At 53.4% G+C, this 16,783-nt stretch carries 17 protein-coding genes and 1 tRNA gene; 13 read left to right on the top strand and 5 right to left on the bottom strand.

The annotated features are described in order from the left end of the window. The 9 genes from IOD17_RS12920 (at position 1) to trfA (ending at position 7,135) form a co-directional block, all read left to right on the top strand. A complete protein-coding gene (locus tag IOD17_RS12920) occupies positions 1-753 on the top strand; it encodes an ABC transporter substrate-binding protein (protein ID WP_233685475.1) in 753 nt (250 codons plus the stop codon). Between the two features lie 50 nt (positions 754-803). Then, positions 804-1,499, top strand: coding sequence for an ABC transporter permease (locus IOD17_RS12925; RefSeq protein WP_233685476.1), 696 nt, complete (start codon positions 804-806; stop codon positions 1,497-1,499). Continuing rightward, entirely contained in the window at positions 1,496-2,185 is a 690-nt protein-coding gene (locus tag IOD17_RS12930) for an ABC transporter permease (RefSeq protein ID WP_233685477.1), read from the top strand. Before IOD17_RS12925 ends, IOD17_RS12930 begins: the two co-directional genes overlap by 4 nt. Before the next feature lie 36 nt (positions 2,186-2,221). Then, entirely contained in the window at positions 2,222-3,496 is a 1,275-nt protein-coding gene (locus tag IOD17_RS12935) for a methyltransferase (protein WP_233685478.1), read from the top strand. Positions 3,497-3,744: 248 nt separating this feature from the next. Then, positions 3,745-3,820: transfer RNA gene (locus tag IOD17_RS12940), tRNA-Thr, on the top strand. A gap of 168 nt (positions 3,821-3,988) precedes the next feature. Further along, the gene (locus IOD17_RS12945; RefSeq protein ID WP_233685479.1) at positions 3,989-5,206 is read left to right on the top strand and encodes a tyrosine-type recombinase/integrase; all 1,218 of its coding nucleotides are present in this window, start codon (positions 3,989-3,991) and stop codon (positions 5,204-5,206) included. Beyond that, positions 5,203-5,952 carry a hypothetical protein gene (locus tag IOD17_RS12950; RefSeq protein ID WP_233685480.1) on the top strand — a complete coding sequence of 250 codons (750 nt, stop codon included), beginning with the start codon at positions 5,203-5,205 and terminating at the stop codon, positions 5,950-5,952. The genes IOD17_RS12945 and IOD17_RS12950 overlap by 4 nt, the downstream gene beginning before the upstream one ends. 119 nt (positions 5,953-6,071) lie before the next feature. Beyond that, entirely contained in the window at positions 6,072-6,275 is a 204-nt protein-coding gene (locus IOD17_RS12955) for a helix-turn-helix transcriptional regulator (RefSeq protein WP_233685481.1), read from the top strand. A gap of 5 nt (positions 6,276-6,280) precedes the next feature. After that, a complete protein-coding gene (gene trfA, locus IOD17_RS12960) occupies positions 6,281-7,135 on the top strand; it encodes a plasmid replication initiator TrfA (protein ID WP_233685482.1) in 855 nt (284 codons plus the stop codon). A 239-nt stretch (positions 7,136-7,374) separates the two neighbouring features. Here trfA and IOD17_RS12965 read toward each other — a convergent pair whose 3' ends face one another. Together IOD17_RS12965 and IOD17_RS12970 are read right to left on the bottom strand one after the other, a co-directional pair. Further along, positions 7,375-8,259: a site-specific integrase gene (locus IOD17_RS12965; protein ID WP_233685483.1), complete on the bottom strand. Its 885-nt coding sequence runs from the start codon at positions 8,257-8,259 to the stop codon at positions 7,375-7,377. A gap of 71 nt (positions 8,260-8,330) precedes the next feature. Then, positions 8,331-8,579: a hypothetical protein gene (locus IOD17_RS12970; protein ID WP_233685484.1), complete on the bottom strand. Its 249-nt coding sequence runs from the start codon at positions 8,577-8,579 to the stop codon at positions 8,331-8,333. A gap of 579 nt (positions 8,580-9,158) precedes the next feature. Between IOD17_RS12970 and IOD17_RS12975 the strand changes: the two genes are divergently transcribed. From IOD17_RS12975 to IOD17_RS12990, 4 genes are all read left to right on the top strand, one after another. After that, complete coding sequence (locus tag IOD17_RS12975) at positions 9,159-9,479, top strand: hypothetical protein (protein ID WP_233685485.1); 321 nt, start codon at positions 9,159-9,161, stop codon at positions 9,477-9,479. After that, positions 9,479-11,332 (top strand): hypothetical protein, encoded by a 1,854-nt coding sequence (locus IOD17_RS12980; protein ID WP_233685486.1) that lies wholly within the window; start codon positions 9,479-9,481, stop codon positions 11,330-11,332. Before IOD17_RS12975 ends, IOD17_RS12980 begins: the two co-directional genes overlap by 1 nt. A 602-nt stretch (positions 11,333-11,934) precedes the next feature. After that, a complete protein-coding gene (locus tag IOD17_RS12985) occupies positions 11,935-12,147 on the top strand; it encodes a hypothetical protein (protein WP_233685487.1) in 213 nt (70 codons plus the stop codon). Between the two features lie 81 nt (positions 12,148-12,228). Continuing rightward, on the top strand, positions 12,229-13,047 hold the full coding sequence (locus IOD17_RS12990) for a hypothetical protein (RefSeq protein ID WP_233685488.1): 819 nt from the start codon (positions 12,229-12,231) through the stop codon (positions 13,045-13,047). Positions 13,048-13,161: 114 nt separating this feature from the next. Here IOD17_RS12990 and IOD17_RS12995 read toward each other — a convergent pair whose 3' ends face one another. Genes IOD17_RS12995 through IOD17_RS13005 form a run of 3 tightly spaced genes read right to left on the bottom strand, consistent with a single transcriptional unit; the run spans position 13,162 to position 16,440 of the window. Beyond that, entirely contained in the window at positions 13,162-13,902 is a 741-nt protein-coding gene (locus IOD17_RS12995) for a retron system putative HNH endonuclease (protein WP_233685489.1), read from the bottom strand. Next, the gene (gene ptuA / locus IOD17_RS13000) at positions 13,899-15,515 is read right to left on the bottom strand and encodes a retron Ec78 anti-phage system effector ATPase PtuA (RefSeq protein ID WP_233685490.1); all 1,617 of its coding nucleotides are present in this window, start codon (positions 15,513-15,515) and stop codon (positions 13,899-13,901) included. The genes IOD17_RS12995 and ptuA overlap by 4 nt, the downstream gene beginning before the upstream one ends. Further along, entirely contained in the window at positions 15,508-16,440 is a 933-nt protein-coding gene (locus IOD17_RS13005) for a retron St85 family RNA-directed DNA polymerase (RefSeq protein ID WP_233685491.1), read from the bottom strand. Before IOD17_RS13005 ends, ptuA begins: the two co-directional genes overlap by 8 nt. Positions 16,441-16,783: the final 343 nt, after the last annotated feature.

The raw sequence follows: 16,783 nt of genomic DNA on the forward strand, positions 1-16,783 counted from the left end.
ATGCAGAACTATAAGAAGATCCTGCTGGCCGCGGCCGCCACCCTGGCCTTCGGCACCAGCGCCGTCGCTGCTGACAAACTGAAACTGGGCACCGAGGGTGCTTACCCACCCTTCAACCTGATCGACGCCAGCGGCCAGGTCGGTGGTTTCGACGTGGAGATTGGCCAAGCCCTGTGCGCCAAGATGAAGGTCGAGTGCGAAGTGGTCACCTCTGACTGGGACGGCATTATCCCGGCGCTGAACGCGAAGAAATTCGACTTCCTGATCGCCTCCATGTCGATCACCGAAGAGCGCCAGGCCGCCGTGGATTTCACCAACCCCTACTACACCAACAAACTGCAGTTCATCGCACCAAAAGGCGGCGACTTCAAAACTGACAAAGCCAGCCTCAAAGGCAAAGTGATCGGCGCGCAACGTGCAACCATCGCCGGCACCTGGCTGGAAGACAACCTCAATGGTGTGGTTGATATCAAGCTGTACGATACCCAGGAAAACGCCTACCTCGACCTGTCCTCGGGCCGCCTGGATGGCGTGCTGGCGGATACCTTCGTTAACTGGGAATGGCTGAAGAGCGACGCTGGCAAAGGCTTCGAGTTCAAGGGCGACCCGGTCTTCGACAACGACAAGATCGGCATTGCCGTGCGCAAGGGCGACGCCCTGCGTGACAAGCTGAACGCCGCCCTGGCCGAGATCGTGGCCGACGGCACCTACAAGAAGATCAACGACAAGTACTTCCCGTTCAGCATCTACTAAGCTGCCGGCACTGCGTCGCCCGCCTGGGCGGCGCAGGCTTCTGAGCCCCTATGAATTTCGATCTCTACGGATTCGGCCCGGCCCTGGCTGCTGGCACCCTGATGACCATCAAGCTGGCGCTTAGCGCGCTGTGCCTGGGTCTGGTGCTCGGCTTGCTCGGCGCCCTCGCCAAGACTTCCCCGTACAAGCCGCTGCAATGGCTTGGCGGCACCTACTCGACCATCGTGCGCGGCATCCCCGAACTGCTCTGGGTGTTGCTGATCTATTTCGGCACCGTGCAACTGATGCGCAACCTGGCCGACCTGCTGGGCGTAGAAAGCCTTGAGCTGAACGCCTTTGCAGCCGGCACCATTGCTCTCGGCATCTGCTTTGGCGCCTACGCCACCGAAGTGTTTCGTGGGGCGATTCTGGCCATCCCCAAAGGCCATCGCGAGGCGGGCCAGGCCTTGGGCATGTCCAAACCGCGAATCTTCTGGCGACTGATCCTGCCGCAGATGTGGCGCATCGCCCTGCCTGGTCTGGGCAACCTGTTTATGATCCTGATGAAGGACACCGCGCTGGTCTCAGTGATTGGCCTGGAAGAGATCATGCGTCGCTCGCAAATCGCCGTAACCGCCAGCAAAGAGCCCTTCACCTTCTATCTGGTGGCGGCCTTTATCTATCTGGGCCTGACCATCCTCGCGATGATTGGCATGCACTTCCTCGAAAAACGCGCCAGCCGTGGCTTTATCAGGAGCGCCTCATGAACTGGGAAGTGATCATCAAGTGGCTACCACGCCTCTCAGAAGGCGCTCTGCTAACCCTCGAGCTGGTGGCCATCGCAGTTATCGCCGGACTGATCCTGGCGCTGCCAATGGGCATCGCCCGCGCGTCCAAGCATTGGTATGTACGCGCGCTGCCTTACGGCTACATCTTCTTCTTTCGTGGCACGCCGTTGTTGGTTCAGTTGTTTCTGGTCTATTACGGCCTGGCGCAGTTCGATGCGGTACGCCAGGGCCCACTCTGGCCCTACCTGCGCGACCCTTACTGGTGCGCCGTTCTGACCATGACCCTGCACACGGCGGCCTATATTGCCGAAATTCTGCGTGGCGCGATCCAGGCCGTGCCACCGGGCGAGATCGAAGCCGCCCGCGCACTGGGCATGTCACGGGCGCAGGCGATGTTCTACATCATCCTGCCGCGCGCCGCGCGCATTGGCTTGCCGGCCTACAGCAATGAAGTGATTCTGATGCTCAAGGCCAGCGCCCTGGCCAGCACCGTGACACTGCTGGAGCTTACGGGCATGGCTCGCACCATCATTGCGCGGACCTACCTGCCGGTGGAAATCTTCTTTGCCGCCGGGATGTTCTACCTGCTGATTGCGTTCCTGCTGGTACGCGCTTTCAAGCTGCTGGAGCGTTGGCTGCGCGTCGACGCCTGTCAAGGCCGCTGATTACCCGAGGGCCTAGGCCCTTGGGTGGTATTGATCATGCCAGCCTCATCAACCCCCGCAATCCTGCAAGACGCTGACCTGCAGCAGCGCTTCAACGCACTCGACCGGTTTCTTGTCGAGCACAAGGCGCTCTGGCGGCCACGGCCGTTCGTGCATCACACCGGCCTGCCGTGGGAGGCTGAATACCCGGAGCTGGGCACCTGGCTCAGGGCACAAAGCCTGGAGCATGCGGAAGCGGCGCATAACCAGCCGCACCTGCTGCAAGCACCTGCGCCCTTCCCGCAACTGGCCGATCAAGCCCACAACCTGAGCCAGATCGGCGAATTGCCACAGTCACCTGCGCAGGCATTACCCTCGCGCTTTAGCAGCGATGTACCGGGGCGCAAGTGGCAGCAGATCGATGCCTTCGCCCGCAGCCTGAGCTTTATCCAAAAACCGCAACACTGGCTGGACTGGTGCGCCGGCAAAGGCCACCTCGGCCGCATGCTTGCACACGGCGGCGGCAAGCTGACCTGCCTGGAGTACAACCCACAGCTGATCAGCAGTGGCCAGCTGCTCAGCCATAAACTCGGCATCGCCGCCCAGCATATTGAGCAGGATGTGCTGGCCGACGACGCCGTGATGCAGCTGCAGGCGCAACACACCCCCGTAGCCCTGCATGCCTGCGGCGAGCTGCATACACGCCTGCTGCAACTGGCCAGCCAAGCCGGCTGCCAGCAACTCGCCGTAGCGCCCTGCTGCTACAACCGCATCAGCACTGCTAGCTATCAGCCACTGTCGGCAAGCGCCCAGGCCTCGATGCTACAACTATCCATCGACGACCTCGGCCTACCCCTGAGTGAAACCGTCACCGCCGGCGCGCGGGTACGCCGCCAGCGCGATCAATCCATGGCCCGTCGTCTGGCCTTCGATTTGCTACAACGGCAGCTACGCGGCGTCGACGAATATTTACCAACACCCTCCCTGCCGCCCGCCTGGCTGGACAAGCCCTTTGCCGATTACTGTCAAGACCTCGCGGCACTTAAACAGCTGCCCACACCTGCCGCACAAAACTGGCAACAGCTCGAACAACAAGGCTGGCAACGCCTGGCCGAGGTGCGCAACCTGGAACTACTGCGCGGGTTATTCCGCCGACCACTGGAACTCTGGCTACTGCTCGACCGCGCCCTGTTTCTGCAAGAGCAAGGCTACACCGTACGCCTAGGCACCTTCTGCACAACCGAACAGAGCCCGCGCAACCTGCTATTACTGGCCGAACGCCAGCATCAGTTGCCCACAGATGCTGTGGATAACTCTGTTGACAGATTCTGAGCAAACCACGCAAAAGCCCGCCAATACACGCCAGCAAACCACTGACTACTTTTTGAGCTGAAAATATTTCCTTAAAAAACATATCTTTAGCGAATACAGCGAACCAGCGCACAAAGTTTGCGCACGCCCGTACCAGATGCCCTGCTTATGTGCATAACGATTTAGCTACTGATAACAATGCCTGCACAGAACTACGCTCATACGGCTTTACTCGGCCAGATGAATGGATATAATGGCGACCCTCAAAGGCCGGTATAGCTCAGCTGGTAGAGCAACTGACTTGTAATCAGTAGGTCCCGGGTTCGATTCCTGGTGCCGGCACCATCTAAACGTTTCATGCAGTGCCAAGCAGTGTCATGAACACCCCAGAAAGCCCGCCTTGTGCGGGCTTTCTGCTTCATGCAGTGCCATCGAGTTTCATCCAAGCGCTTGCCATTTGAGTACCCACACAAGTACCTTTGATTGGTTCAACAATCTCTGGGTACTCGACTCATGCCATTGACCGTCCTTCAGGTGAAGAACGCCGCACCACGCGACAAGGATTACGGCCTTGCCGATGGCGGCGGATTGTTTCTGTGGATTCGTGCCGCAGGAGGAAAATCCTGGCGATTCCGCTTCCGCCTGGATGGTAAGCAGTCCCACATCTCCCTGGGCACTGTCGACAAGGTGGCGCTGGCTCAAGCCCGTCAATTAGCCTCTGAGGCCCGCCAACTCGTAGCGCAGGGAATGCATCCAGGGCTGGAGCGCGAGGCCAAGAAAGCACAGGCAGCAATAGCCCGAGCTAACACCTTCAAGGGGCTAGCGCTGGAGTGGCACCAACACAAAGCGCCTCGATGGTCGGAGGGATACGCCAACGACGTTTTGGAGGCCTTCGAGCGGGACATTTTCCCCCAGGTGGGAAGCTTGCCCCTCGCCACCATCAAGCCAATGCAGTGGCTGCACGTATTCCGCAAGATCGAGGCACGGGGGGCGCTTGAGGTACTGCGCAAGACTCGCCAGCGCTGCCAAGAGGTGTACCGATATGCCATCGCTACTGGCCGTGCTGAGTACAACCCCATAGCGGATATTGGTGGCGCATTACAGACGCCCACCTCAAAACACTATCCGTTCTTACCCATTACAGAGCTTCCGGAGCTGTTGCGCTCCATCCAAGCCTGCCCAGGGAACGACACCGTTAAGGTCGCCACTCGCCTTTTGATTCTGACGGGGGTGCGAACGGCTGAGTTGAGGGGGGCTCCCTGGTCGGAGTTTGATCTCGATAATGCGCTCTGGCTGATCCCTGCTGCGCGCATGAAGATGCGACGCGCTCACCTGATCCCACTTTCCAAACAGGCGGTAGCAGCACTGCGTGAGCTGGAAAACATTACTGGTGGATACACGCTCGCGTTCCCTGGCCGTATCGATCCAGCAAAGCCAATGAGCGAAGCCGCCATCAACCAACTGCTAAAGCGCTCTGGCTACGATGGGCGTGCCACAGGCCATGGCTTCCGCCACACAATGTCCACTGCTTTGCACGAACAGGGATACTCCAGCGAGTGGGTCGAAACACAGTTGGCGCATGTGGATAAGAACAGCATACGCGGCACCTACAACCACGCTTTGTATCTTGAAGGGCGACGAGCGATGCTTCAGTGGTATGCCGACCATTTGGATGCTTTGGCATGCAGTAATGCCCCCGCCCTCATTACAGGCGTGGAGGAAACCGCATGAGCGACGATGTGATACGCCTATCTGATTTGGTGCCTGAGTACGCTCGCCACTATAAGGTTAGCCCTCAAGAAGCCGCATATGCTCTGCATGAGTTGATTGTAGGCTTACATTCCGAGTACCACGTGAAACGGGCAGAGATGGCAATTCCCAATCACATATTCTGGGTAGGAAGAGTAGGGAGCTCGCAGTGCTCGGCCAAGATTTATAAAATTTTCTTTAGTGGTTTTATTGAGTACTTTAATAATTTATGCAATCCGCCACCAGAAAACGGCAATGGTTTCTTCCGCTGCTACTGTGAGAGTGACAGTGACCCTAAAGATATCCCAGCAGGCATCGTATATTTATCCAGGTCAGCTCTTAGTGAGTGGATTCTTGATGCAGGGATTGAGCCCCCAGAATTCATATTAAGCAGTAATTCAGGCGAGATACCCAAGAAAAATAAGAACGAGAGTGAAATTAAGGAGCAAGAGCGGGGCACAATCAGAAAGATCATGAATGGCTTGGTTGATCTTATTAAGGAAGTTGATAGGGCACATCGTGAACCGCCAACTGATTACGATGGCAAGAAGCGTGCGGATCAAATTAAGGCTCATGCATCTAGACTCAGTAATCCACCGCGAAAAAACCCTGATGTGTATTCTGCCTTAATATCTTTCGCGGAAGATGCCGGAGTTGATATGCCCAAAGATCATCAAACATTGAGAAGTTACATGCGTGCCCAGTCCAAATCAAATAGTGGGGAATGAATTTTCATAGCGAAAATTTTGGGATTCCCTATGAGAGTTTGGGGATCCCCATGACTCCCCACTTGAGGTGCCATTAAATCCTCAGCCATCCAACCCGGTGCTAAGGAGTCCCGACCAAGATGGCTACTCAACCTATCTCACCAGCACTGCTGCGTCTTCCTGCCCTCTGCGCTCTAGTCGGACTGAGCAAATCTCAAATCTATCGACTGATTAAGTCCGGCGAGTTCCCCGCCGCCATCCAGCTTGGAGCGAACTCTGTTGCATGGCCTGCCGAACACGTGCACGCCTGGATTGCCGATAAAATTAACGCATCCGTTCGTTAACAACGATGTCGCTTGATCGCATGCTTACAAAGCTCGAAGAAAATCGAAAGCGCTCTCGTGCTAAGCCACAAGAGATTATCGAGATTTCTCGTGGCTTATTTACAAACTGGTCAGATGCAGTTCTGCGCATCCCGAACTTTGCTCTTCGTTCAGCGTTATTTGCAGCAGTCGGTAGGGGGCACCGCCCGCACTTTGAGCGAGCACGTATTAACGCTCTAGGTGGGAACAGTATTATTTACACGGGAGCATTACTTGATCAAGACGACCTCGAAGTCTGGGAAGCCCTTTTGCACTTGACACTAATACAGGGGGTGGAGTGTCAGATAAGCGGCTACCGACTTCTGAAGTATCTCGGCAAAACCGATACTGGAAAAAATAGAGCGATCTTAGACAAACAACTCAGCAGAATGAATGCGACTGCATTGCAGGTTCGAATAGGCGAGCACTCATACGAAGGCAGCTTGATTCACGAGATATATCGTGATCATGCAACTCGTAACTATATAATTCGATTGAATCCGAATCTCCGCGTTCTGTTTTTTTCTGATCAGTTCACTGACTTGGATCGGGCTATTCGTCGAAATCTTCGCGGAAAGCCCCTTGCGCAGTGGCTGCACGGCTTCTATGCAACGCACGCAAGGCCATTCGATCTAAAGGTCGAAACTTTGCACAAGTTGTGTGGAAGCAGAGCTATCTGTTTATCCAACTTCAAAAAAGACTTACGCCGTGCGTTTGACTCTGTTGAAAAAGCACGCGTCGCGGTAGGGCAGCCGTTCAGTTACTCGATAGATGATAATTTGGTTCGAGTCAAAACTACTCCGACGCCCTCTCAGCAGCGGCATCTGACACGCCGGAGCTGATACCGTTCTAGCACCCTGTCGATACCGTTCCAGCGCCCCTTTCTGCCGTTCTAGCGCCCCCACCGATACCGTCCTAGCACCCCTGCCGATACCGTTCTAGCACCCCGATAGCAGGCTGTGGATAACAAGCTGCAGGGCAACAGAAACCTGGCGTGCGAGGGGTTCAAGGGTGAGGCACTAATCAGCTCTTTAATCATTGTCTAATCATGCCTTTCCAGCCGTGCTGGAATGCGTCAACGCTATCGCAGATAGGTATCGGTAATTTCAGCCCGAAAGTGCCCCAGCTCCTGCGAAACGACCCGTTTCGCCTCCTCAAAGTGGAGCGTCCGTTGCAAAACCTTCATGCGCTCCTGCGCGTATGTGTGCCGCAATCCATGCGCGCCCTTTGACCAGCCGAGCACCGCTTTAGATGCAGAGCCAAACGACTTCGACCAAGGCTGGCCGCCGCCCAGGTCATAGTGCTGCCTATAGTAAATACCTCGATCTGTGACTCTGCGAGGCTCTGCTAGCCGCAGCGCCTCCAGTCGTCTGGCGAGCGAAGTTGGAATGCGAACCTCGCGGACTAAGCCGCCCTTTCCGTTAACCGTGTAACTGATCGAACCCTCGCGAATGCCGCTGAACTTCTGACCATGGGCAGGACGCTCGTCCGCAGCCTGGCTGTGCGCTCGTTGCAGCGTTAGCAGCTCATGTGCGCGAAGCCCGGCCGCGTGCGCGATTTCTGTTGCCAGTGCATTGCGTTGCGTTTGCCTTGCGGCGATCAGATCGACCTGCTCGCGTGTATAGAGTCGAGACTCCTCGCCAAGACGGCGGCCTAGTGTGGGTTGTCCAGGTGTTGACCTGGATTGGCTGGCGGTCGATTTGATGACCTCAAGTGTCTCCCGCTCGCCAAGCTGTCCAGTGACATGACGCATCATCGACTGCAGCGCCTGGCGCTCCATGTCGAGCGTTTTCTGGCCCACTGCCAAAGCACGCTGCTTCAAATAAGCAGTAGCTGCGTCAGGGCTAATCTCTGCGAGGGCACCGAGCCTGGCCTCCCGCATATGCTCGGCGACTCGGGTTAGAGCTGCTTCGTAGTTGCGCACGGTACCAACTGAGCGCAGCACTGAGCCCTGAAGATTTTTCATTATCGCGGCGGCCTGCTGAGGAGGCTTCGAAAATCGTCCACGAAGCCTTGCACCAGATGTGCGCCCCTTGCTCATAGCGGTGTTAATCGGTTCGTATGCAGCCACCTCTGAACGGTGGTGCGGTGAACCTGGAGCCGCTTGCTCGTTTCTAGCCAGCGGCGAATCTCGCCCACTGTGCATCCGGCTCTATCAAGCTGCAAAATTTCAAACGCGCAGATATCCAGCACTGAGCGCCGTTGCAGATAAGTCGGCGGTTTGCGTCGTGCACGGGATTGGGCCCGCAATTGCGCGGCAATGGCCGCAGCATCGAATTTGCTCATTTGTAAGAACCTAAAATTTGGACTCAAAACATGTGGTATCCAAATTTCGGATCCGAGTCATTCCAACTCGTTACAGTTACTCGACTGTGACCCTCGCACCCGTTTGCATTGCTGCTGGCCGGCACCGTTCTCGCCTCTCAGAACTCCATTACTGAGATCAATGCTCTGTTTGTTTCGCTCACCTCCTCTCTTCATCTCATCTGGTTGGTTTGGGTTTCGCTGGGTTGGGAGCTGCGATGACGCAAGCCACTCACCTGCTGCCCCAGATATGCGATGACGCATAAGCCGGGGCAAAGTGCTTTGCCTGCTGCGCTCGATGACGAGCGGCAGCAGGCGTCCAGCACTGGGATACAACGTGGTCAGAGTATCTGAACAATCACGCACAGACTGTGCGCACACCTCTGTGCATCAGGATGGCTCAGGCCTAGCACCCGCTATGTATGCGCGGCCTTTGGCCGCGTTACATAGCGGGTGCGAAGAGCAACGCGCAAACCGCTGTAACTGCATTGGGTTGAGTGGAGAAGAGGGGGAGTGGTCGTTATCTTGAGAGAGTGCAAGTACTAATTTGGGGGTCAGAGCATGAAAAAAATTGGTGAGATTTTGGATTCGGTGCATCTGAGGATGCCTGTTGTCACGCGATGGGTCGGTCGAATCGGCGTATTACTTGGGCCAGTGGTCGGTCTGTTGCATATGCTTTCTGCTGCAATGATGCCGGCATACGGCCAACGAGTGCTGGAGCAGTACGATGCAGTGCAGCGTACAGGTGACCTGCTGACTGCCCCGGCTGCGCAGTATTTCATCCTGGTCGGGTTTGTGTTGTGCCTGTGCTGGATAGTTCTGCAAGCCGTGCGAATGGGGCTGGCACTGCGTGGCTGGATCGTTAGACGGCGATCTGTTTGATGGCCGGCGCAACCGCGGAAAATTACGCCGGGTTCAATTGGGTTTTTGCGTTATGGGAAGACGTTGCCCTGACGATCCTGACTGCCACCGAACCGCTGTTTGTTGCGTTCAACGCTACAAGCATCGGGCTCATTGCGGCGGTTGGTTATGTGTGGCTAGGCATTTTGGCCTATCGCGTCGGCGTGGACGGCCTCCTAAAGGGCCTCGGCGGCGGGGTAATCATTTTTTTAGTGTTGGCGTATGGGATGAGGCCAGCTGAGGTTCAACTGCCGAGTGGCGCAACTGTGCGCCTGCTAGAGGCCCAGGCCATACCGTTGAGTTTTATGATGTCCATTCACAGAATGTATCGATGGGGCTTTGACAGCGTCCTTAACGATCAGACGGTGGCTGGCACGATCATTCCGTCCCAGAAAGCGATCGACAATATCGTAGGTCGGTCAGCTGACCTGTTCGCCGATAGTGATCTGGCCCAGCTAATACGTGACTACAACGCCAGTTGTGCACCTGCCCCGGCTGAACTGGCCGGCCCGCAGCATGCCTCGAAGATCCAGGCGCTACATGCGATTGGCCTCCTAGGTGGCGGTGGCCTTGGAATCCCCGATAGCGAAATCACCCTGATCGCGCAGGCCCGAACGGCGATGGACGGAGCCTGGACGTTCGTGTTTGGCGGAGCTGAGGCAAACGGCGGCTGGGGTGCCTATTTACTAGGCGGTGGTGCTGCCAGGGTCGGCCTTGAACAGGTGCTCGATCAGCGTGCTATGCAATCCCGCCGCGAAGAAGGCCTCCGTTCTATCGAGCAAAGCGGGCCGTTCATGGGTGACCGGTATGCGCTACCGACGAAAGCGCACTGGGCTGCAAAGTTTTCTGGCCAGTCGGACGCGACCCCCTCTTATTTACCCATCAGCATGATTCCTGGTTCAAAGTCGTCGGTCGTCGGTGATGAGCCCGGACTCATGTTTCGCCCGACCAGTTGCGTTGAGGCCTACCGGATCGCACAGCTCGGTGCTGAGCAGGCCTACCAAGCGCTCCGGGAGTCTGGCGAGGTCATCGCGGGTGGGCAACGTGTCAGTGCTGAAGTCGGCGCAGTGAGCACAGCGTTGTCCTGGCAACGATTTATGGCTCGCTCGCTTGAGAAAACAACTGGGCTCTCGCGGGAGGGAAGCCAGGTCGCGGGGGGAATTTTGGCAACAGCCCAGATGTTCAAGGACGTGACGGGATGGCTCGACCTGCAAACGCTTTTACCTGGCTACGTGCTGATGGCGGCCTGGTTTTTTTGGATCGTGCTGTTGTTCGCTCCGGTGTTCTTACTGCTGGCACCATTGCGCGGCTTGCAGATACTTTCCAGCTGGATGGCGCTACTACTAACTCCTGTCATTGCGGTCATGGGGGCGCAGATGGTCACCGTAGGGATATCCCAGACCATGGCCGCCGTTGCGATTGGGCAGGCGGGGGCTGCAAGTGGATGGTCTGGTGCCGGAGCGGACTACGATGGGCTGCGAGGACTGATGTCGGCCATCGCTGCGATCTCTCTCGGCGTCGTCACCTGGATCACGGGAAGCGTGCTGGGGGTTTCGCTGGGCGGGCTGGCGGGCAGCCTGTCAGGAGCGGTGGCTACAGCTAGTGATGCGAGCCGTCTCATGTCGAGTGTGGCTGGAGGGTTCATGTCGATTACTCGGTTTGCTAACATGGGAACAGAATCCTTTCGTCGAGGGCGTCGTCCAGGTGGTGGAGGTGGGTCTTTGCCACCGTCTCGTCGTCAGCCAAGCTCCATGGACCTTAGTTCTACTCCGTCGCCTCGTGCTACCAGTAAGGGTTCTGGGCCGTCGCTAAATCCGCCCAAACCCAAGGGCTAGAGAGTTCGGGCAAGAGGGGCGGCACTGACCGCCCTGGTGCCGGCGCTGACGCCACCGCATGGTGGGGCACGCCGGCACAGCCCCCCTTTTTCAACAAACCGCAGCAAACCACTGGCAACGATCACAATCCCACCGCGCCGCCGTCGCCCTGCCTGCAAAAAGCCCTGCCAAACCCTACATACTCATTGCCCTGACACTGAGGCAGAACACCGCCATAACTGACGGCCACCCGCCGACCGTTCCCGGCCATCGATAAACCTACAAAAACCACTGAGAAATCACCATCTCGCCACGGCGCTCCACTGCCGGGCCACGGCCTTCTCTATAAAACCCACAGCCATACCCCCAATTCCCAGCGCGGGAACTGACGATCTTTTACCGCATCGCCCAGGAACAGCGGACCTCGAGGTAGCGTGGTGCTACTGAATGAATGCGGGAGGTGGTTGATATGGGACGGCTTTGGCTTGGAATTGGCTGCGCTGGACTTGGTTTTTGGGTTGGTGCTCATAGATTGCTGCCTCTGTGGGCCATCGTTGTGTTGGCGATTCTCGGTGCCGTGCTATGGGGGCTAGCGGAGTGGCTGGAGCGGCGGGAGGGTAATAGTGATGATGCCGGCTGATCTGGATGAGCTGATGATCGTCAGCAGTATGTTTCCCGGAATGAAGTGGTCGTCCTCCGTTACGCGGCCTGTGGTCATCGCTAGAGAAGGTAACGTCCTGCGCCTGTACTGGATGCCTTTACTGCTGTGGATGGATGAATATTGCGCCGAGCTTTTCATCGAGCAGCTTAACCACAAGCACTGCACAACAGCTTAGCGAATGATGGCAAAATGCCCTCAATTTTACGCTGTAAATAACTGCCTAATGACAGGCGACAAAAACCAATGGAAGGACGTTATGCGTACGCTATTTAAATTTGCTGCAACCGCTGCTATTGGAGCTCTCCTTTCTGGCTGCGGCAATGAGGACTTTACAGGGGCTTACCGCTTCAAAGACTCAGGCATGAAGGGAACCATGGTTCTCAATGTTCATGGTGATGAAGCAGAACTCTTTGGAGACCTCGGAAAAGACGGTATCAAACCGCTCGGAAAAATGAAGGCATCGGTAAAAGATGAAAAGCTTCTTCTTGATACCGTGAACAGCTCTACACGCCTGGTGATGCGGCGTAACGTCGATGAGCGAAGCCTTGACTGCCTTAACTGCAAGGTACTTGGCATGAGAACGGATGAGCTTGTCTGGACATATGACCCCGAGGGGCCATATGACGTAGATCAGATGCTCAAGGAGCAAGCCCGCAAGAATGAAGAGGCATTGAATGCCGAACTGGAAAAAATGCAGAAGGAAGCCTTGGAACAGGCGCGCAGGAATTCAGAGGCCCAGAAACTGACGTCTTATGAAGGCGATTGGGTCTATCAACGCACTACGAAGCACAATCCGTTGACCATCATGGGTATCTGGCGCGAGAAACAGATCAGGGTCTGGTCGTTTAAGTTCGAAAGTATGGATCGCCTGGGGTACGAGACTCCAGGGTTTGAGGTAACAGATGCAGGCTTGAAGATCGGCTCAGGCACCGACGCGAACCTATACACCCTCAGCGCTGACAAGAAGGTGCTGACCTGCTTGGACTGTCGTAAGCCGGTGCGTTGGGTCAAGGCTGATCCCAAGAAGGATCTCAGTGATCGAAACTATGCCAGGGAGATGGCTGGCAATCCATGACGACGTACAGCTAAGCCAAAATTGATTTGGCAATTTCTTAATAGTTAATGCTCAAGACTGTTATTAGTAGCATCTGGTAGGGTAATTGATTAATTATAAGGGTTAGCTATTTTCTCATTTAAACTCAGGGAGCTCTTGGAGAAAGATTTCTTCAGCAATACGACCAAAAAATTGACGAGTTATACTGAAAAAGGGACTAAGTGACTGGTTGATCGGTGTTAGATCAATGCGTGCCAAGCAATATAGGTCCATGCCTTGGGTTATATGATATTCATAAATGTCATCTAGCTCTTCCCACCAGCGCCGACGTTGTGTTAATAGGTATGGGCTGTTTAGGTTCAGTAATTCGAGAGTATAGTGAACACGAGATTGTTCAGCATGATCTAAACCTGCAGCCGGGGCTATACGACCATCTGATAAATATGCGAAGAAACGAGCGCAATCAGCTTGGTGAGGAGAAATAAAACGCTGCATATCGACAGTATTTTGCTTGTCGCGGGCATGCCCCCCAAAAACCGCTTGTGTCTGGCTGGCGTCTTGATGGGTGTTTTTAAACGACGGGATATTGTCACTGCTAAATGAGCTGGCAGCTAGGTTGCTGTAGTCAAAAGTGCGCTGCGGGTTCTGATGTTTGTTTTCCACGTGCTCAATGTGGTAGCCGATTCCATGCTGGTCAGCACGTAATTCGCTATAGCAACACAGGTTATACTGCTCAAATAAAAGCTGAGTGAGTACCTCTTCTTTGTGGCCGAATCTACTCCAGCGATTAGTCGCTGCTTTGCTAGTTTTTGGTGGTGTCGCATTTGCTTGATTTAAATGGTACTCGCCATTCTCTGCTTTTCGAATGTGTCTCATTCTTTGAGCGCCTTTTGCCTGCGAATGCTGCGCTGTAAACGTAGTAGTTGAGGGTGCTGTTCGCTGAGTACCGTAAGAAGTCTCTGCATAAGTTCCACAGCTTCTGGTCTATCATAGAATCCCTGATCGACAAGTTCTGTTAAGCGCTGCAAATCTGACTTTTCCGCAATTGGTGGTTGAGGATCGACTAGCATAACGCTCTGCAATACGTCGCCGCTGGGCTCTCCATAAGTGGCGGCAAGGGGCTTAGCCGCAATAATTTGACCGACTGAGTTTAATTCGAGAGTTCGAATGTTTTCTCTACGTACAGTACTCAGTACCTGAGGACTATGCGTTGTGACAATGAATTGAATGTTAGGGAATGTGCGCTGGAGGCGGCCTAATATTTCTTGCTGCCACTTAGGGTGTAGGTGTAGCTCTATTTCATCAATTACTACTATTCCATGGCCGTCTAGAGGCTTTTTGGACTCAGGGTTCAATATTACTAATCGCCTGGCCAAGTCGCCTGCTAGAGCAACCAGAACCTTTTGGCCTTGTGAAAGTTGTGCGATGTTTATTTCATTATCGAAGTTTGTTACTAAAAGTTGTACTTTTCCTGTGCGCCTTTCGACTCTTAGGTTTTTTACGTCAGGCATCAATGTCTCAATGGCCTGGTTTACAGACTGTAGATGTTCTTTATATCTTGTTGTGGGAGCCGAGTTCCGCATGTTCTCTAGCTCTTCTTTTTTTGAATTTAGTTTTCTTAGTAGTGGGCTTTCTGTTGAGTGCTGCTCTGTATTGATTTCATCATGGATTAGTTCTTCAAGGGTTGCAATTTGTGCCTTTATGTCTTTAGCTTCTTTGAGCTCTTCGCCTTCAGCCATGTTGGCTAGTTCAATATAGAGCTCTGAGAAGTTATCAAGCCTACCGCTACCGTCAGTAGCATCTTTTACAGCGGAAAATCGATTGGTCGTGATATCGCTAGAGGCCTTTTCTGAAATTTCATTTTTTAGTGTAAGCCATGAGCGCTCAACTGAGTAGAAGGCTAAAAGCGGAATAGATATATTAGGATTATGTGCAGTTTTTCGATACATGGCCCCAAGCTGTTTGATGATGCTCACTTCGCTTGAGATGCTGCCTACGAAACCACTAACGGTGCGGGAGAGTGAGAAATCAAATAAGTTGGCTTTGTCAAATTGAAATTTTCCAGCGATCTCCGCGTAACCTGCATTTTTAATGCTTATGTCTGTTGGCATTATATGCTTGGCATTGGTGCTATCTTTTTCTAGGTTATTGTTAAACCATGAGAATATTTTTGATATTGCATCCGCAATGCTAGTTTTACCTGCACCATTGTTCCCAATAATTACAGTTAATTTTTCATTAAAATCTATCTCGAGATTTTGAAATCGCCTAAAGCCTGAAATCTCTAATGACTTTAAATGGATTTTTTTGCCTGAAAGAGTGTTTTCAAGCATGGCAAAGTACTTTTTCTCTAGCTCGGCATCTTTAGTGACATACTTGCCTTTTTCAAAGTACTCGTGTAGCTGGTTTTGTGCTTTTAGGATGCCGCTTTCAGCTTTTTGAGCTAAAACTTTGATGGTTTTTTTATGCCCACTGTGTTGCTCATTCATCTCTGCTCTCGACTATTTTGACTATCAGTTCAGTGGAGTATTTTTTTGCTAGCGAATGTAAGAAGGATGGTTCCACATGCTTTGCGAAAGACAGTAGGCCTCTAAGATGTTGTGTGTGCTCGGGGTCTAATTTATTTAGTATGTATTGATGGACTAAATGTTTGATGTATCTTTTTCGGCTTCGCCCAAGAGAAAGCTTTTGATCGTTGCTAATTGTAATCCCGGTGACGTGTCTGTTATGGGCTGTAGATGAGAATTTTGTTTTTTTGCGATTGACTCTTATCTCGCTGCCAAATAAAGTCATAAGTTGAATTTCGATAAGACGTGGCAACTCGAAAAGAGTATTTTTTTGATTGGTTGAAAAGGTTAAGTCATCAGCGTATCGCGTATATTTAATTTCTCTCTCTGCACACAACACTTGCACAGCGCCATCAAATTTATACATGAAGAAATTGGAGACAAGGGGAGAGCTTGGAGCGCCAATGCTTAGAATCAGACGTCCTCCCGTTGTTTTGCTGGGACACCAGAAAAGTAGATTCTCAAGTGTTCGCTTGTCTGTTTCTGGAGGTCTGGGCAGTATCGACCCCCATACTTTCCAAAATAACTCGCTACTTATTGAGTTAAAGAAGTTCTCTAGGTCGAGCTTTAGCAGGTAGCGATTGTTTTTGTGAGCGTTGGCGTTATTTTTGATGCTGAGTCCTTTACGATAGGCCATCGCGGACTCGTGTATGGGGAGGTCTTGTAGTTCTAGAAACTTGCGCTGATATATTTTTAATTCTTTTGAGGGTTGAGCTATAACCCTATGCCCCGATGTTCGCTTAGGAATTGTATAAACTTTATATTTTTTAGGTGCGTTATTTAGGAAGAGCGTGACGTCCGTTGGGCTCTTCTTAAGCACTAATGCAAGTTGCTCAACTACAGTCATCATGACTTCCATAAAAAAGCCCAAGAGTATCACTCTTGGGCTTAACTCTTTACTAGAGGAAGCGATAGTCTCGCAACCTGATTGAGGAACGAAATCAGGTTGCGAGACTATCGCAACCACAATCTCGTTCAATAACTTAGAGTCTGGCTAAACACCCGACTAGACGAGTTCGTCCTAAGCTAAAGAGCTCTGTTAGCATAGCTCATTTTTTTGGCGCTTTGGCAATTTGTTATCGGAGAGTTGAAGGAACTATTAAGTATTCGCTGGGTGGAGTAGCTCAGCTTGGCTGGCGCCTTGGCCACGAATGGCCTGAGGTTGTCTAGCGTGATCGGCAGTTTAGGAG

It is taken from the genome of Pseudomonas anguilliseptica (assembly GCF_021375795.1).
In the GTDB taxonomy this organism is placed as follows: Bacteria; Pseudomonadota; Gammaproteobacteria; order Pseudomonadales; family Pseudomonadaceae; genus Aquipseudomonas; species Aquipseudomonas anguilliseptica_A.

Bases quoted from the DNA above. Each gene is read 5' to 3' on its own strand.
- IOD17_RS12920 (WP_233685475.1), top strand. From the start codon at position 1: ATGCAGAACTATAAGAAGATCCTGCTGGCCGCGGCCGCCACCCTGGCC.
- IOD17_RS12925 (WP_233685476.1), top strand. From the start codon at position 804: ATGAATTTCGATCTCTACGGATTCGGCCCGGCCCTGGCTGCTGGCACC.
- IOD17_RS12930 (WP_233685477.1), top strand. From the start codon at position 1,496: ATGAACTGGGAAGTGATCATCAAGTGGCTACCACGCCTCTCAGAAGGC.
- IOD17_RS12935 (WP_233685478.1), top strand. From the start codon at position 2,222: ATGCCAGCCTCATCAACCCCCGCAATCCTGCAAGACGCTGACCTGCAG.
- IOD17_RS12945 (WP_233685479.1), top strand. From the start codon at position 3,989: ATGCCATTGACCGTCCTTCAGGTGAAGAACGCCGCACCACGCGACAAG.
- IOD17_RS12950 (WP_233685480.1), top strand. From the start codon at position 5,203: ATGAGCGACGATGTGATACGCCTATCTGATTTGGTGCCTGAGTACGCT.
- IOD17_RS12955 (WP_233685481.1), top strand. From the start codon at position 6,072: ATGGCTACTCAACCTATCTCACCAGCACTGCTGCGTCTTCCTGCCCTC.
- trfA (WP_233685482.1), top strand. From the start codon at position 6,281: ATGTCGCTTGATCGCATGCTTACAAAGCTCGAAGAAAATCGAAAGCGC.
- IOD17_RS12965 (WP_233685483.1), bottom strand. From the start codon at position 8,259: ATGAAAAATCTTCAGGGCTCAGTGCTGCGCTCAGTTGGTACCGTGCGC.
- IOD17_RS12970 (WP_233685484.1), bottom strand. From the start codon at position 8,579: ATGAGCAAATTCGATGCTGCGGCCATTGCCGCGCAATTGCGGGCCCAA.
- IOD17_RS12975 (WP_233685485.1), top strand. From the start codon at position 9,159: ATGAAAAAAATTGGTGAGATTTTGGATTCGGTGCATCTGAGGATGCCT.
- IOD17_RS12980 (WP_233685486.1), top strand. From the start codon at position 9,479: ATGGCCGGCGCAACCGCGGAAAATTACGCCGGGTTCAATTGGGTTTTT.
- IOD17_RS12990 (WP_233685488.1), top strand. From the start codon at position 12,229: ATGCGTACGCTATTTAAATTTGCTGCAACCGCTGCTATTGGAGCTCTC.
- IOD17_RS12995 (WP_233685489.1), bottom strand. From the start codon at position 13,902: ATGAGACACATTCGAAAAGCAGAGAATGGCGAGTACCATTTAAATCAA.
- ptuA (WP_233685490.1), bottom strand. From the start codon at position 15,515: ATGAATGAGCAACACAGTGGGCATAAAAAAACCATCAAAGTTTTAGCT.
- IOD17_RS13005 (WP_233685491.1), bottom strand. From the start codon at position 16,440: ATGACTGTAGTTGAGCAACTTGCATTAGTGCTTAAGAAGAGCCCAACG.